This is a genomic window from Rahnella perminowiae (assembly GCF_019049695.1).
In the GTDB taxonomy this organism is placed as follows: domain Bacteria; phylum Pseudomonadota; class Gammaproteobacteria; order Enterobacterales; family Enterobacteriaceae; genus Rahnella; species Rahnella perminowiae.
Genome location: NZ_JAFMOT010000157.1, coordinates 52,970 through 67,587 on the forward strand (window position 1 = coordinate 52,970; position 14,618 = coordinate 67,587).

14 protein-coding genes are annotated in these 14,618 nt (G+C 52.0%); 11 read left to right on the top strand and 3 right to left on the bottom strand.

Going from position 1 to position 14,618, the window contains the following annotated elements; translation table 11 throughout:
- Positions 1-72: 72 nt before the first annotated feature.
- Genes tatA through tatD form a run of 4 tightly spaced genes read left to right on the top strand, consistent with a single transcriptional unit; the run spans position 73 to position 2,609 of the window.
- Positions 73-339, top strand: coding sequence for a twin-arginine translocase TatA/TatE family subunit (gene tatA / locus J1781_RS04700; RefSeq protein WP_129992171.1), 267 nt, complete (start codon positions 73-75; stop codon positions 337-339).
- A gap of 3 nt (positions 340-342) precedes the next feature.
- Positions 343-990: a Sec-independent protein translocase protein TatB gene (tatB, locus tag J1781_RS04705; RefSeq protein WP_217233269.1), complete on the top strand. Its 648-nt coding sequence runs from the start codon at positions 343-345 to the stop codon at positions 988-990.
- Between the two features lie 2 nt (positions 991-992).
- Positions 993-1,760, top strand: a complete 768-nt coding sequence (gene tatC, locus J1781_RS04710; protein WP_129955155.1) for a Sec-independent protein translocase subunit TatC — start codon at positions 993-995, stop codon at positions 1,758-1,760.
- 57 nt (positions 1,761-1,817) lie between these two features.
- Positions 1,818-2,609 (top strand): 3'-5' ssDNA/RNA exonuclease TatD, encoded by a 792-nt coding sequence (gene tatD, locus J1781_RS04715; RefSeq protein ID WP_217157493.1) that lies wholly within the window; start codon positions 1,818-1,820, stop codon positions 2,607-2,609.
- 75 nt (positions 2,610-2,684) lie between these two features.
- Here the strand turns inward: tatD and rfaH are convergent, their stop codons facing one another.
- On the bottom strand, positions 2,685-3,173 hold the full coding sequence (gene rfaH, locus J1781_RS04720) for a transcription/translation regulatory transformer protein RfaH (RefSeq protein ID WP_205951622.1): 489 nt from the start codon (positions 3,171-3,173) through the stop codon (positions 2,685-2,687).
- Positions 3,174-3,345: 172 nt separating this feature from the next.
- Here rfaH and pepE point away from each other — a divergent pair, with 172 nt between their 5' ends.
- The 3 genes from pepE to fre all read left to right on the top strand — a co-directional run bounded on the left by pepE (position 3,346) and on the right by fre (position 6,505).
- Entirely contained in the window at positions 3,346-4,071 is a 726-nt protein-coding gene (gene pepE, locus J1781_RS04725) for a dipeptidase PepE (protein ID WP_129992174.1), read from the top strand.
- A gap of 193 nt (positions 4,072-4,264) precedes the next feature.
- Positions 4,265-5,755, top strand: coding sequence for a 4-hydroxy-3-polyprenylbenzoate decarboxylase (gene ubiD, locus J1781_RS04730; RefSeq protein WP_217220912.1), 1,491 nt, complete (start codon positions 4,265-4,267; stop codon positions 5,753-5,755).
- 48 nt (positions 5,756-5,803) lie between these two features.
- Positions 5,804-6,505 (top strand): NAD(P)H-flavin reductase, encoded by a 702-nt coding sequence (gene fre, locus J1781_RS04735; protein ID WP_217233270.1) that lies wholly within the window; start codon positions 5,804-5,806, stop codon positions 6,503-6,505.
- Between the two features lie 116 nt (positions 6,506-6,621).
- Here the strand turns inward: fre and fadA are convergent, their stop codons facing one another.
- Entirely contained in the window at positions 6,622-7,785 is a 1,164-nt protein-coding gene (gene fadA, locus J1781_RS04740) for an acetyl-CoA C-acyltransferase FadA (protein WP_129955150.1), read from the bottom strand.
- Positions 7,786-7,796: 11 nt separating this feature from the next.
- A complete protein-coding gene (fadB, locus tag J1781_RS04745) occupies positions 7,797-9,989 on the bottom strand; it encodes a fatty acid oxidation complex subunit alpha FadB (RefSeq protein WP_129955149.1) in 2,193 nt (730 codons plus the stop codon).
- A gap of 189 nt (positions 9,990-10,178) precedes the next feature.
- Between fadB and pepQ the strand changes: the two genes are divergently transcribed.
- Genes pepQ through hemG form a run of 4 tightly spaced genes read left to right on the top strand, consistent with a single transcriptional unit; the run spans position 10,179 to position 14,171 of the window.
- Positions 10,179-11,510 (top strand): Xaa-Pro dipeptidase, encoded by a 1,332-nt coding sequence (pepQ, locus tag J1781_RS04750; RefSeq protein WP_217233271.1) that lies wholly within the window; start codon positions 10,179-10,181, stop codon positions 11,508-11,510.
- Positions 11,510-12,121, top strand: coding sequence for an IMPACT family protein (locus tag J1781_RS04755; protein ID WP_129955147.1), 612 nt, complete (start codon positions 11,510-11,512; stop codon positions 12,119-12,121). The genes pepQ and J1781_RS04755 overlap by 1 nt, the downstream gene beginning before the upstream one ends.
- Before the next feature lie 36 nt (positions 12,122-12,157).
- Positions 12,158-13,609 (top strand): Trk system potassium transporter TrkH, encoded by a 1,452-nt coding sequence (trkH, locus tag J1781_RS04760; protein ID WP_129955146.1) that lies wholly within the window; start codon positions 12,158-12,160, stop codon positions 13,607-13,609.
- A gap of 22 nt (positions 13,610-13,631) precedes the next feature.
- Positions 13,632-14,171 (top strand): menaquinone-dependent protoporphyrinogen IX dehydrogenase, encoded by a 540-nt coding sequence (gene hemG, locus J1781_RS04765; RefSeq protein ID WP_129992176.1) that lies wholly within the window; start codon positions 13,632-13,634, stop codon positions 14,169-14,171.
- Positions 14,172-14,618 lie beyond the last annotated feature (447 nt).

Below are 14,618 nucleotides of genomic sequence, written 5' to 3' on the forward strand. Positions count from 1 at the left end.
CAAATTGTTTTAAATCGAATGCCGTTTGCGGACGGCAATGAATGTGGTTCCTTCCTATTTGAGGTGAAAATAATGGGTGGTATTAGTATTACAAAAATCCTAATCCTCGTTGTTCTTGTAGTACTGCTGTTCGGTACGAAGAAACTGCGTGGTCTGGGCGCTGATTTGGGTGCATCGATCAAAGGTTTTAAAAAAGCCATGAGTGATGACGACACTCAGCCAAAACCTAAAGACGCTGACATTCCTCCTAATGACGCTGATTTCGTAGCCAAGTCTGTTGAAAGCAAGCCAGAAACGAAAGCAGAAGACACCAAGAGCCAAAACAAAGAGCAGGTATAAGCCGTGTTCGATATTGGATTTAGTGAACTGCTGCTGGTATTGGTGATTGGCCTGGTTGTCCTCGGGCCCGAGCGTTTACCTGTAGCAGTCAGAACAGTAGCAGGCTGGATCCGTACGCTTCGTGCAATGGCTGCTTCAGTTCAGAGCGAATTATCGCAGGAACTGAAGCTCCAGGAATTGCAGGATAGCCTGAAGAAAGCGGAAGAATCCGGTCTGAAGAATCTCACGCCAGAAATCAAAGCGTCTATGGACGAGTTGAAAGAGGCCGCAGAATCTATGAAGCAGTCGATCAATTCAGGATTGAATCCTGCGGAGAAGGCTGTCGAAGACGCCAAAGCGGAAGGCAACACTATCCACAATCCTGTTCTGGATGAAGCTGAAGCGCACCATGATGCAGGTGTCTCTCCTGCTGCTGCCGACAAGGTAATTTCTGCACCAGCCGCTGCACCGCAAAGTGCTGTTGATGCTGCCCTGGCATCAAACAGAACGGCGCATGCCGCAGCTGAAACGGTGGCGGCATCGGTGGAACCTGTCGCTGACAGTTCTGTTGACGTTTCACCTGTTGTGAAAACCGCGGCTGAAGCCCCTGTGGAGGAACCCACAGCACCGGTTAAACCGGCTTCATCAACTCAAACGACAGGCGAGCGTTAAACATGGCCGTTGAAGATACACAACCCCTTATCAGCCATCTGATCGAGCTACGTAAACGTCTGCTGAATGCCATTATCTGTATTATTGTGGTGTTTTTAGCGCTGGTTTATTTTGCAAATGACATCTATCAACTGGTGGCATCGCCGCTGATCAAGCAAATGCCGCTGGGTGCGAGCATGATTGCGACTGACGTCGCGTCGCCGTTCTTTACGCCTATCAAACTGACTATGATCGTCTCGGTGTTTGTCTCTGCACCGTTCATTTTGTATCAGGTCTGGGCATTTGTAGCACCGGCACTTTACAAACACGAACGCCGGCTCATGATGCCGCTGCTGTTCTCAAGCTCCGCGTTATTCTATCTCGGTGTGGCGTTTGCTTATTTCGTCGTGTTCCCGCTGGCGTTCGCTTTCTTTGCGAAAACCGCACCGGCTGGCGTGCAGATAGCCACCGACATTAACAACTACCTCGATTTCGTGATGGCGTTGTTTATGGCGTTTGGCGTCTCCTTTGAAGTGCCTATCGCGATTGTGCTGCTTTGCTGGAGTGGTGTAACGACCCCGGAAGATCTGAAAAAGAAACGTCCTTATGTACTGGTCGGGGCTTTTGTAGTCGGGATGTTGTTAACACCGCCGGATGTATTCTCGCAAACGTTGCTGGCCATTCCGATGTACCTGCTATTTGAAATTGGCGTGTTCTTTGCCCGTTTCTATGTCGGAGGCCGTCGCCGGTCGGACGTCGACAACGAGACCGATCCGGATCAGTCTGCTTAAAGTTTTTTTCGTTATAGAGAACCGCCCTGTTGGGCGGTTTCTTTTTCAGGACTCTCCATGTTTGAAATCGGTATAAATCTTACCAGCAGTCAGTTTGATAAAGACCGGCTGCAGGTGGTGGAAAGAGCCAGAGCCGCCGGTCTGAGCGGCATGTTGATCACCGGAACGTCAGCGCAGGAAAGTGTCGAAGCGCAGAAAATGGCGGATGATCATCCTGATTTTTGCTGGTCGACGGCGGGTGTGCATCCGCATCAGGCGAGCGACTGGAATGCGCAGGTTGAAGCCGGTATCCGCGAGCTCGCAGCGTTACCCAATGTGGTTGCGATCGGCGAGTGCGGGCTGGATTTCAATCGTAACTTTTCTCCGGCAGATCGGCAGGAAGCGGCTTTTACCGCGCAGCTGGCGCTGGCGAAAGAACTGCAATTACCGGTCTTTCTGCATTGTCGCGATGCTGGGGAGCGCTTCGCCGCGTTGCTCAAACCTTGGCTGTCCGGTTTGCCGGGCGGTGTGGTTCATTGTTTTACCGGCACCCGTCAGGAGCTTGAGTTGTATTTATCTCTCGGACTGTCGGTGGGTATTACCGGTTGGGTATGTGATGAGCGTCGCGGGCTGGAACTGCGTGAAATGCTGCCGCTGATCCCGGCGGAGAGGTTATTGCTGGAAACCGATGCACCGTATTTACTGCCGCGTGATATGGAAAACAAACCGAAAAACCGTCGCAATGAACCCGCTTTCCTGCCGCATATTGTGAAGCAGGTGGCCCTTTGGCGTGGTGAGGATCCCCTATGGCTGGCGGACGTTACGGATGACAATGCGCGTAAGCTTTTTGCCCTTCCGGCACGCGGCTGAACCCCGTAAAAAGGTACTGCAGGGCAGTGCCTTTTTACGGTCGACCCATCCAGTTCAACAGAGCGGGAATACCGGTTACATTTTTTGGAAGTGCGTATTTTCGATGCTCTGACGAACCGGCTGGTTGATGAGATTAAGCATCAGCAGTGAACGTGCTTCGCCGTCCGGTTCAGTATAAATCGCTTCGATACCAGCAAAAATTCCGCCGGTAATCACCACCTGATCGCCTTCATACGGTGTATCAGGATCACGAATATCAACTGATGGCGGTTCCATCAACTGTTTAATGACATCAGGCTGGACGGTGGCAAGTTTCGCACCAAAGCGGATGAAGTGGCTGACACCACGCGTTGCGTTGATAGTCGTGGTATGGATCCGCTCAGGGTCGAACTCGACGAACATATAATTCGGAAACAGTGGCTCGCTGACCGCAGTGCGGCGTCCGCGCACCAGTTTTTCAAGCGTGATCATTGGCGTCAGGCAGTTAACGTGCTGGCGCTCAAGATGTTCTTTTGCGCGAAGAAGCTGACCACGTTTGCAATAGAGTAAATACCAGGATTCCATAGTTTCCCACATAAAAGCGTCGAGCGGGGCAGCATACCAAAAGCCGCTCAGGAGATATAGACAGTGCAAGTCTCTGCAGACGTTTGCTGATTGTCGGCCCGTTATCTTTTATTATCGGAGAAAAGCGCATTCTTATCCCCTCTATTAGTCCTATTTTATCAGGAGAAATCTCATGGAGTTATTCTTACTGAGTAACGGTAAGCTTTCAGGTGAATCTGAGTTACTGGGCTACGCTAAAGCGCGTATCCAGACTATGTTTGAGGCGCACAAGATTACCTCAGCTGTCCTAATCCCTTATGCCCTGATCCGCAGCGATTACGATGCCCGCGCCCTGGAGCTTTCTGATGTGCTGGGCATTGACGTTAGCAGTATTCATCATGCAGCAAACCCGGCTGAAGCGATTGCCAGCGCGGAATGTATTTTGATCAGCGGCGGGAATACCTGGATGCTTAATCAAATGTTGCATGAACACAGCCTGATCGTGCCGATCCAGCGGGCAGTGCGTGAGCGCAATGTACCTTATATCGGCTGGAGTGCGGGCTGCAATGTCGCCACACCCAGTATCCGTACCACCAATGATATGCCTGTTCGCAACTCTGTGGTTCTGCCTTCTCTTGGCCTGTTCCCGGTGCAAATCAATCCGCACTATATTGATGCCCATTTAAGCGGTCATATGGGTGAAACCCGTGATGAGCGCATTGCAGAATTCTGCGCGGTTAATCCGTCGGAATCAGTAATTGCGTTGCGTGAAGGCAGCCTGTTACAGGTGTCCGGCAACAATCTGAGCTACTTCAGTGCGAAAGAGCAGGGTTTTAAAGTTTTCCGTCACGGGCAGGATACGCAGGAATATCAGGACACTCAGGCGATTCAGTCTCTGGTGCCTTTTAACTGCCTGTAATTGTCGTCACGATACTACTTCCGCATCGTCAGTCCAGAAATACCCGGCTGACGGTTATACAGTTTTTACGTTATCAGACTTTAGTTACTGTTAAGAAATTTACTCATAACAAACTTGCTGATAACAAAAAGGCAGCAACAACCCCGGAGAGGCTCTATAATGCTCTCCTTCAACCCGGCGACTCAGAATCAGCATGAAATACCGTGATTTACGTGACTTCCTCTCGTTACTTGAAAAGAGAGGCCAACTGAAACGCATTAGACAGTCAGTTGACCCTTATCTGGAAATGACCGAAATTGCCGATCGCACCCTGCGTGCAGGCGGTCCCGCGCTTTTGTTCGAAAACCCCAAAGGCTACGACATGCCGGTTCTGTGCAATTTATTTGGCACACCTCAGCGTGTGGCGATGGGCATGGGCAAAGAAGATGTCAGTGCGTTGCGGGAAGTCGGTGAATTACTGGCATTTCTGAAAGAACCTGAGCCACCGCGGGGCTTGCGTGATTTATACGACAAAGCGCCAAAGTTTAAACAGGTGCTGAATATGTCGACCAAAATGCTGCATTCCGCCCCGTGCCAGCAGCAGATTTGGGAAGGTGATGCGGTCGATATCACCAAAATTCCGGTGATGCAGTGCTGGCCGGAAGATGCCGCGCCGCTCATCACCTGGGGACTGACTGTCACCCGGGGACCGAACAAGCCGCGTCAGAATCTGGGCATATATCGTCAGCAGGTGCTGGGTAAAAATAAAGTGATCATGCGCTGGTTGTCCCATCGCGGCGGTGCGCTTGATTTTCAGGAATGGTGCAAACAGAATCCGGGTCAGCGTTTTCCGGTTTCTGTTGCGCTGGGGGCTGATCCGGCTACGATTCTTGGTGCTGTGACGCCGGTTCCAGATACGCTTTCTGAATATGCCTTTGCCGGGCTGTTGCGTGGCAACAAAACGGAAGTGGTTAAATGTATTTCTAACGATTTGGAAGTGCCGGCCAGCGCCGAAATTGTGCTGGAAGGGTATATCGAGCCGGGTGAAATGGCACCGGAAGGCCCGTATGGTGACCACACCGGCTACTATAATGAAGTGGACAACTTCCCGGTGTTCACCATTACGCACATGACACAGCGTAAAGATGCTATCTATCATTCGACCTATACTGGCCGTCCGCCGGATGAACCTGCAGTACTGGGTGTGGCGCTGAATGAAGTGTTTGTGCCGATTCTGAAAAAGCAGTTTCCGGAAATTGTTGATTTCTATTTGCCGCCTGAGGGTTGCTCCTACCGTCTGGCTGTCGTTACCATGAAGAAGCAGTACGCGGGTCATGCGAAACGCGTGATGATGGGGGTCTGGTCCTTCCTGCGACAGTTCATGTACACCAAGTTTGTGATTGTGTGCGACGATGACGTGAATGCCCGTGACTGGAACGATGTGATTTGGGCGATCACGACCCGAATGGATCCCGCGCGGGATACGGTTCTGGTAGAAAATACCCCGATTGATTATCTTGATTTTGCTTCCCCTGTGTCGGGCCTTGGCTCGAAAATGGGGATGGATGCTACCAATAAATGGCCGGGCGAAACGCAGCGTGAATGGGGGCGTCCGATTGTGAAAGATCCGGAAGTCACCGCGCGTATCGACGCTATTTGGCACGAACTCGCTATTCTTAATGATAAAGACGATACGAAAAAATAATCGAATCTTTGTCCTACGCTTTGCTTTGACGACCCACAGAGGGACCGCATGACAACATTGAGCTGTAAAGTGACCTCAGTTGAGGCGATAACCGATACGGTGTATCGCGTCCGGCTGGTTCCGGAAGCGCCTTTCTCGTTCCGCGCGGGTCAGTATCTGATGGTGGTAATGGATGAGCGTGACAAGCGCCCGTTCTCTCTGGCTTCCACGCCGGCCCAACACAATGTGATTGAGTTGCACATTGGCGCGTCTGAACTGAATCTGTACGCGATGGCCGTGATGGATCGCATTTTGAAAGAACAGGCCATCACCGTGGATATTCCGCACGGCGATGCCTGGTTGCGTGAAGACGGTGAACGTCCGCTGGTGCTGATTGCGGGCGGAACCGGATTTTCTTACGTGCGTTCTATTTTGATCACCGCGCTTGAACAACAACCACATCGTGATATTTCTATTTACTGGGGCGGCCGTGAACTGAAGCATCTGTATGATCTCAGTGAACTGGAAGCGCTGAGCATCAATCACCTGAACCTGAAAGTGATCCCGGTGGTTGAACAGCCGGAAGAAGGATGGCAGGGCAGAAGCGGTACTGTCCTGAGCGCGGTGCTACAGGATTTCTCCTCACTGGCTGAGTACGATATTTATATCGCGGGTCGTTTTGAGATGGCAAAAATCGCCCGTGAACGTTTTGTCGCAGAACGCGGTGCACAGGAAGACCGTCTGTTTGGTGATGCCTTCTCTTTCATCTGATTGAATAATGAAAAAGCCCGCCCCTGACAGGCGGGAAAACGGCAACTAAAACGGTAACGACAGATTGATGAAAGCGGGCTTAATGCCCGCTTTTGTGTTTTTCAGGAAGAGGGAAATCAGACGCGTTCGAAAACGGTCGCGATGCCCTGTCCCAAACCGATACACATGGTGGCTACGCCAAATTGTACGTCGCGGCGCTCCATCAGATTCAGCAACGTGGTGGAAATACGCGAGCCGGAACAGCCGAGCGGATGACCGAGCGCAATGGCGCCGCCGTTCAGATTGACGCGTTCTTCCATGGTTTCCAGCAGTCCCAAATCTTTCACGCACGGTAAAGCTTGTGCGGCAAAAGCTTCATTCAGTTCGAACAGACCGATGTCCTGCACGTTTAGCCCGGCGCGTTTCAATGCCAGACGCGTTGCCGGCACCGGGCCGTAACCCATAATCGACGGGTCGCAGCCGACTACCGCCATGGCACGGATGCGGGCGCGGGCTTTCAGACCTAAAGATTTGGCATGAGATTCACTCATCAGCAACATCGCCGATGCGCCGTCGGAGAGGGCCGAGGATGTGCCCGCCGTAACGGTACCGTTCACCGGATCGAACGCCGGACGTAAAGCTGCCAGCGTGGCGACAGTAGTTTCCGGGCGGATCACTTCATCGAAGTCATAACGGGTCAGCACACCGTCGGCGTTATGGCCTTCGGTCGCCACGATTTCGTTAGCAAAATGCCCGGCAACGGTGGCTGCATGGGCGCGCTGATGTGAACGTGCGGCAAATTCATCCTGCATTTCACGGCTGATCTGGTGCATTTTCGCCAGCATTTCAGCTGTCAGTCCCATCATGCCTGCAGCTTTCGCTACGGTCTTGCTCAGACCTGGATGGAAATCCACGCCGTGATTCATCGGTACGTGACCCATATGTTCCACGCCACCGATCAGGCTGACTTGTGCGTCGCCAACCATAATCGCGCGCGCTGCGTCGTGCAGTGCCTGCATGGAAGAACCGCACAAACGGTTGACCGTAGTTGCGGGAACGCTGTGCGGAATTTCTGCCAGCAGCGACGCGTTGCGGGCAATATTGAAGCCTTGCTCCAGCGTCTGCTGGACGCAGCCCCAGTAAATATCATCAATATCTTTGGCGTTGAGTGCCGGGTTGCGGGTCAGCACGGCGCGCATCAGATGAGCGGAGAGATCTTCAGCCCTGACGTGGCGGAATGCGCCGCCTTTAGAACGGCCCATCGGCGTGCGGACTGCATCAACAATGACTACGTTTTCCATGATTTCGGTCCTTATGCCTGATTACCGGTGCTGAGGTTTTCCAGCGGCGCCGCAACCGGATAGTAACTTTCATTGGTTTGCGCTTTGACGCGTAACCCGCTTGGTGCCTGATACATCGGCCCCAGGTGTGTGTACTGTTCGGTCATTTTCAGATACGCAGCGGTACCGAGGGTATCCAGATAACGGAACGGTCCCCCATGGAACGGAGGGAAACCGATGCCATACACCAGCGCCATGTCGGCTTCGGCCGGGCTGGCAATGATGCCTTCTTCGAAACAGCGTACCACTTCGTTAATCATCGGGATCATCATGCGGGCAATGATGTCCTGCGGCGAGAAATCCGCATGTGACGGTTTTAGATTATCGGCCAGCAGGCTGATTGCCTGTTCATCGACTTCCTTGCGTGGCTTGCCCTTGCTGTCTTCGCTGTAACGGTAGAAGCCAAGATGGTTTTTTTGACCAAAACGACGGTTATCAAACAGCACATCAACAGCATCACGGTAATTGCGCGACATACGCTCCGGGAAACCGGCGGCCATCACTGCCTGGGCGTGATGGGCAGTGTCGATGCCGACCACATCCAGCAGATAAGCCGGGCCCATTGGCCAGCCGAACTGTTTTTCCATCACTTTGTCGATCTGGCGGAAATCGGCACCATCACGCAACAGCAAACTGAAACCGGAAAAATACGGGAACAACACGCGGTTAACGAAGAAGCCCGGGCAGTCATTGACGACGATCGGTGTTTTCCCCATTGCCAGCGCGTAAGAGACAATGCGTGAAATTGTCGTGTCTGAGGTTTTTTCACCCCGCACGATTTCCACCAACGGCATCCGGTGAACCGGGTTGAAGAAGTGCATACCGCAGAAGTTTTCCGGATTTTTCAGCGAGGATGCCAGCTGATTGATAGGAATGGTCGAAGTATTGGAAGCCAGAACGGCACCGGTACCGAGTAAAGATTCAGCTTCAGCCAACACTGCGGCTTTTACTTTTGGATTCTCGACCACGGCTTCGACCACGACGGTGGCATGTTCGATTCCGCTGTAATTGAGAGTCGGATGAATGGTCGACAGGACTTTGGCCATTTTCAGACCGTCAAGTTTGCCACGCTCCAGTTGCTTGTTTAGCAACTTAGCGGCCTCGTTCATGCCCAGAGTCAGGGACTGATCGTTGATATCTTTCATGACGACCGGTACACCTTTCAGGGCCGACTGATAAGCTATCCCGCCGCCCATAATGCCGGCACCCAGCACCGCAGCTTGCGTCGGTTTATCACTCCCTTGAGCCAGTTTTTTTGCTTTGCCTTTTACAAACTGATCGTTAAGGAAAATGCTGACCAGTGCGCGGGCTTCTTTAGATTGTGCGAGCGGTACAAAGCTGGCGGTTTCCAGTTGTAATGCTTCATCACGGCCAAGGCGAGCGGCGGCTTCAATCGTTTTCACGGCGGTCATAGGCGCGGGATAATGCTTGCCGGCATTTTGCATGACCATGCTTTTGGCGACGCTGAAACTCATCGTCGCTTCAATCTGGCTGAGTTTCAGCGGCAGACGTTTCGGGGCGCGGCGGTTATGCCATTCCAGTTTGCCGTCAGCGGCATTTTTCAGCATGGTAATGCCTGCATCGCGTAGTTTGTCTGCTTCAACGACGGCATCTACCAGACCGACTTTCAGGGCCTCTTTCCCGCTGATGTTTTTCCCGGCTGCGATAATTTCCAGTGCACTGTCTGTGCCAATCAGGCGTGGCAGACGCACGGATCCGCCGAAGCCCGGCATGATACCTAAGCTGGTTTCCGGCAATCCGATACGTGCATCGGCCGTACTGATGCGAAAATCGGTCGCCAGTACGCATTCGCAACCGCCGCCCAGCGCATAACCGCTGATAGCGGAAAGGGTCGGTACCGGCAGATCTTCCAGACGGTTAAAAATGCGGTTGGCGAAATTCAGCCACTCCTGCAGTTTTTCCGCAGGTGCGTTAAACAGGGACAAAAACTCGGTGATATCCGCACCGACAATAAATGCAGGTTTGGCTGAACTCAGCAGTAAGCCTTTCAGCTCAGACTGCTTTTCAAGTACTGCAATCGCTTCGCCCAGGCTGGCAACCGTTTGGGTATCGAGTTTATTGACCGAGCCTGGGGCATCAAACACCAGCTCCGCGATACCGTCATCGAGCCAGTGCAGGTGTAATGTTTCGCCTTGGTAGAGCATGTGTCTCTCCTGAATCATCTGGGATGATCTGGTATGACCAGATGACTTGGAGTGTGGTTTTTATGTTAATAATTTGCAAATGAGATGTGTTTTATTTGCAGGCAAGATCACAAACCTTCCGGGACTATGGTCGCGGTGAGGCTGTGGTAAGATGCTGCATCGTCTTTCAGGTGAAAAAAGGAGAGTTGGATGGAATCGCTTACTACGCTTTATAAAGAACATATTGCCACGCTGCAGACGCGTGCCCGTGAAATTCTGCAACGTTCTCAGCTTGATGCGTTACTGATTCACTCCGGTGAGTTGCTGACGCCCTTCCTTGATGACCACAGTTATCCCTTCAAAGTCAATCCGCAGTTCAAGGCCTGGGTGCCGGTCACCAAAGTGCCGAATTGCTGGTTGTGGGTGGATGGCGTGAATGCCCCGAAATTGTGGTTCTATTCCCCCGTGGACTACTGGCACAGCCATGAACCGCTGCCAGACTCCTTCTGGACGAAAGAAATTTCCCTGACGCCGCTGGCCAACGCCGACGATATCAAAGGCCAGTTGCCGGTTGATCTCAAACGTGTGGGTTACATCGGTTACAGTCAGGAACGCGCGATCGGCATGGGTATTCCTGCTGCCAACGTCAACCCGAAAGCTGTGCTGGATTTCCTGCATTATCATCGCGCTTACAAAACGGGTTATGAACTGGCCTGTATGCGTGAAGCGCAGAAAGTCGCGGTCAGCGGCCATCGTGCGGCGAAAGAGGCGTTCCTTTCCGGCATGAGTGAATTCGACATCAATCTGGCGTATCTCACGGCTACCGGTCATCGTGATACCGATGTGCCTTACGACAACATTGTTGCGCTCAATGAACACGCTTCCGTACTGCATTACACGACGCTAGATAACCAGCCGCCTGCCGAAATGCACAGCTTCCTGCTTGATGCCGGTGCGGAATATAATGGCTATGCCGCTGACCTGACGCGGACCTATGCCGCAAAACCGGACAGTGATTTCGCTGCACTGGTGAAAGATCTCAATACGGAAGAACTCGCGTTAATTGATACGATTAAGGCCGGTGTGCGCTATACCGACTATCATATTCAGATGCATCACCGCATCGCCAAATTGTTGAAAGCGCACAAGCTGGTGGTCGATATCAGTGAAGACGCCATGGTGGAACAGAACCTGACCGGGCCTTTCCTGCCACACGGTCTGGGACATCCGCTGGGATTACAGGTGCATGATGTTGCCGGGTTTATGCAGGACGATACCGGTACACATCTGGCTGCGCCTTCGCAATATCCTTATCTGCGTTGCACCCGTGTGATTGAGCCTGGCATGGTACTGACTATCGAGCCGGGTCTGTATTTCATCGATTCGTTGTTGTTACCGTGGCGCGAAGGGCAGTTCAGCAAACATTTTGCCTGGGATCGCATCAACGCGATGAAGCCATTTGGCGGCATTCGTATCGAAGACAATATTGTCATCCATGACAATCGTATCGAAAATATGACACGCGATCTGAAGCTGGCCTGATGCAGCCTTATGCCGTCCCCGCTGAGTCCGTCAGTTTCAGCGAAGAAATAAAGAAAAGTCGCTTCATCACCTTACTGGCAAGAACGGAAGGCATTGAAGCGGCAAAAGCCTTTATTCAGCATGTCAGACATCAGCACCCGGCAGCGCGTCATCACTGCTGGGCGTTTGTGGCTGGCGCGCCTGCTGATTCTCAGCAACTGGGCTTTTCTGATGATGGAGAACCAGCGGGCACAGCCGGTAAACCCATCTTAAGTCAGCTGATGGGATGCGGGGTTGGGGAGATCACGGCCGTCGTGGTGCGTTATTACGGTGGCATTATGCTGGGCACCGGCGGCCTCGTGAAGGCCTACGGCGGTGGTGTTCAGCAGGCATTAAAACAACTTATCGTGCAGCAAAAGGTTCCGCTGGTGAAGTACGCAGTACAGTGTGATTACAGCCAGTTACAGCAGGTTGAAATGCTGCTTTCGCATGTGGGTGGGCATATTTTACGCAGTGAGTACGGCGCGGCGGTGGACCTCGTTCTGGCGCTGCCTGCCGCAGATGCGCCGGCAACAGTCAGCCACTTATTCGATATCAGCCGTGGCACACTTATCCTGCGTCCGGTTTCTTAAATTTTCTATGATTACTTCGCTGAGGAACGCACCAGCATGCATTTTCGTGCCATAACACGCATTGTGGGGGTGCTCGTCATCCTTTTCTCGGGAACGATGATTATTCCCGGTCTGGTCGCTTTAATCTACCGCGATGGCGCGGGGCGTGCGTTCAGTCAGACTTTCTTTGTCGCCCTGGCGATTGGATTATTCCTGTGGTTGCCCAACCGAAAGCAGAAAAGTGAGCTTAAACCACGGGAAGGTTTCCTGATTGTTGTGCTGTTCTGGACGGTACTGGGCAGCGTCGGGGCATTGCCTTTTCTGTTCTCCGAGCGGCCGAATCTCTCCCTTACCGATGCTTTCTTTGAATCCTTTTCCGGCCTGACGACGACGGGCGCGACCACTCTGGTCGGGTTGGATTCATTGCCCAAAGCGATTCTTTTCTACCGGCAGATGCTGCAATGGTTTGGCGGTATGGGGATCATTGTGCTCGCTGTGGCCATTCTGCCGATATTGGGTGTCGGCGGGATGCAGTTGTACCGTGCAGAAATGCCGGGCCCGCTTAAAGATAACAAGATGCGTCCGCGTATCGCCGAAACAGCAAAAACGCTTTGGCTCATCTATGTACTGCTGACCATCGCTTGTGCGCTGTCGTTATGGGGCGCGGGTATGCCGGTCTTTGATGCGATCAGCCACAGTTTTTCGACTATCGCCATCGGCGGCTTCTCAACGCACGACGCCAGTATCGGATATTTTCATAGCGGAACGATCAATACTATCGTCGCGATATTCCTGCTGATTTCCGGCTGTAACTATGGCCTGCACTTTGCGGTACTGAGCGGGCGAAACCTGAAAGTGTACTGGCGAGATCCGGAATTTCGTATGTTCATTGGTGTGCAGTTCACGCTGGTGATCATCTGTACGGTGATTTTGTGGATCCACAATACCTACGGTTCCGGTCTGGAGACGCTGAATCAGGCATTTTTCCAGGTGGTGTCAATGGCTACTACCGCAGGATATACCACGGACAGTATTTCTAAATGGCCGCTGTTTTTGCCGCTTCTGTTGCTCTGTTCTGCCTTTATCGGGGGATGTGCGGGTTCAACCGGCGGTGGCCTAAAGGTGATCCGTATCCTTCTGCTTTATTTACAGGGTTCCCGCGAGCTGAAAAGGCTGGTTCACCCCAATGCGGTTTACACGATTAAATTGGGTAGCCGCGCTTTGCCTGAACGTATCATTGAAGCGGTATGGGGTTTCTTCTCCGCTTATGCGCTGGTGTTTATTGTCAGCATGCTGGCGATTGTGGCCACCGGTGTAGATAACTTCTCCGCCTTCGCTGCGGTCACCGCGACGCTCAATAACCTTGGGCCTGGTTTAGGGGTTGTGGCGGATAACTTTGCCTCGATGAATTCAGTGGCGAAATGGATCCTGATCGTCACCATGTTGTTTGGTCGTCTCGAAGTCTTCACATTATTAGTGCTGTTCACGCCGACGTTCTGGCGGGAATGAGTTTTAAGAAAGGGAAACAAGTATGAAAGCGTTGATACTCTATTCAAGTCGTGACGGGCAGACACATGCTATCGCTTCTTATATAGCCAGTGAGTTGAAAGAGAAGTGCTACTGCGATGTTATTGATCTCGGCCATGCGGCACACGTCGATTTGAAAAGCTATGACCAGATCATGATCGGCGCTTCGATACGTTACGGCCACTTCAACCCGGTGCTGGATAAGTTCGTTAAAAAACACGCCGAAACATTGAACCGCATGCCGTCAGCTTTTTTCGGCGTCAATCTGACTGCACGCAAACCTGAAAAGCGTACGCCACAGACTAATGCCTACGTGCGTAAATTCCTGCTGGCATCGCCTTGGGAACCTGCAATGTGTGGTGTCTTTGCTGGCGCATTACGTTATCCGCGATATCGCTGGTTCGATAAGGTCATGATCCAACTTATTATGCGGATGACAGGCGGGGAAACAGATACCCGTAAAGAAGTGGAATACACCGACTGGCAACAGGTAGCCAAATTCGCTGAAGATTTTGGACAAATATCGTATAAAAAATCACACTAATGCGGTCTTAATAGACGTTCAGGCCAAAAAGAAAGCAGTCGGAAAGTTTTTTGAAATTAGGGGTTGCGGCCTTCTGAGAACTCCCTATAATGCGCCTCCACTGACCGGGAACAACGACTCCTCTAACGAGAACCAAGTCGCCCAGCCAGGAAGAATCAACCCGGTGAAAACACCGAATCTTGTAAAAGAAAATGGTTGACTCTTCAGTGGGAAGGAGTATTATCTGCCTCCCACGTTGCTGAGTTAAGTCTCACAACGAACGCTCTTTAACAATTTATCAGACAATCTGTGTGGGCACTCACAAGACGATATCAGCCACCTCGGTGGCAAAAAATATCAAGTCTTAGAGTGACCAAGCAGTAATTCATTTAGTTGAATTATTACGAAGTAATCTCTGAGCACCGCTTAACATGTTTAAGCAAATCGAACTTTTAATTGAAGAGTTTG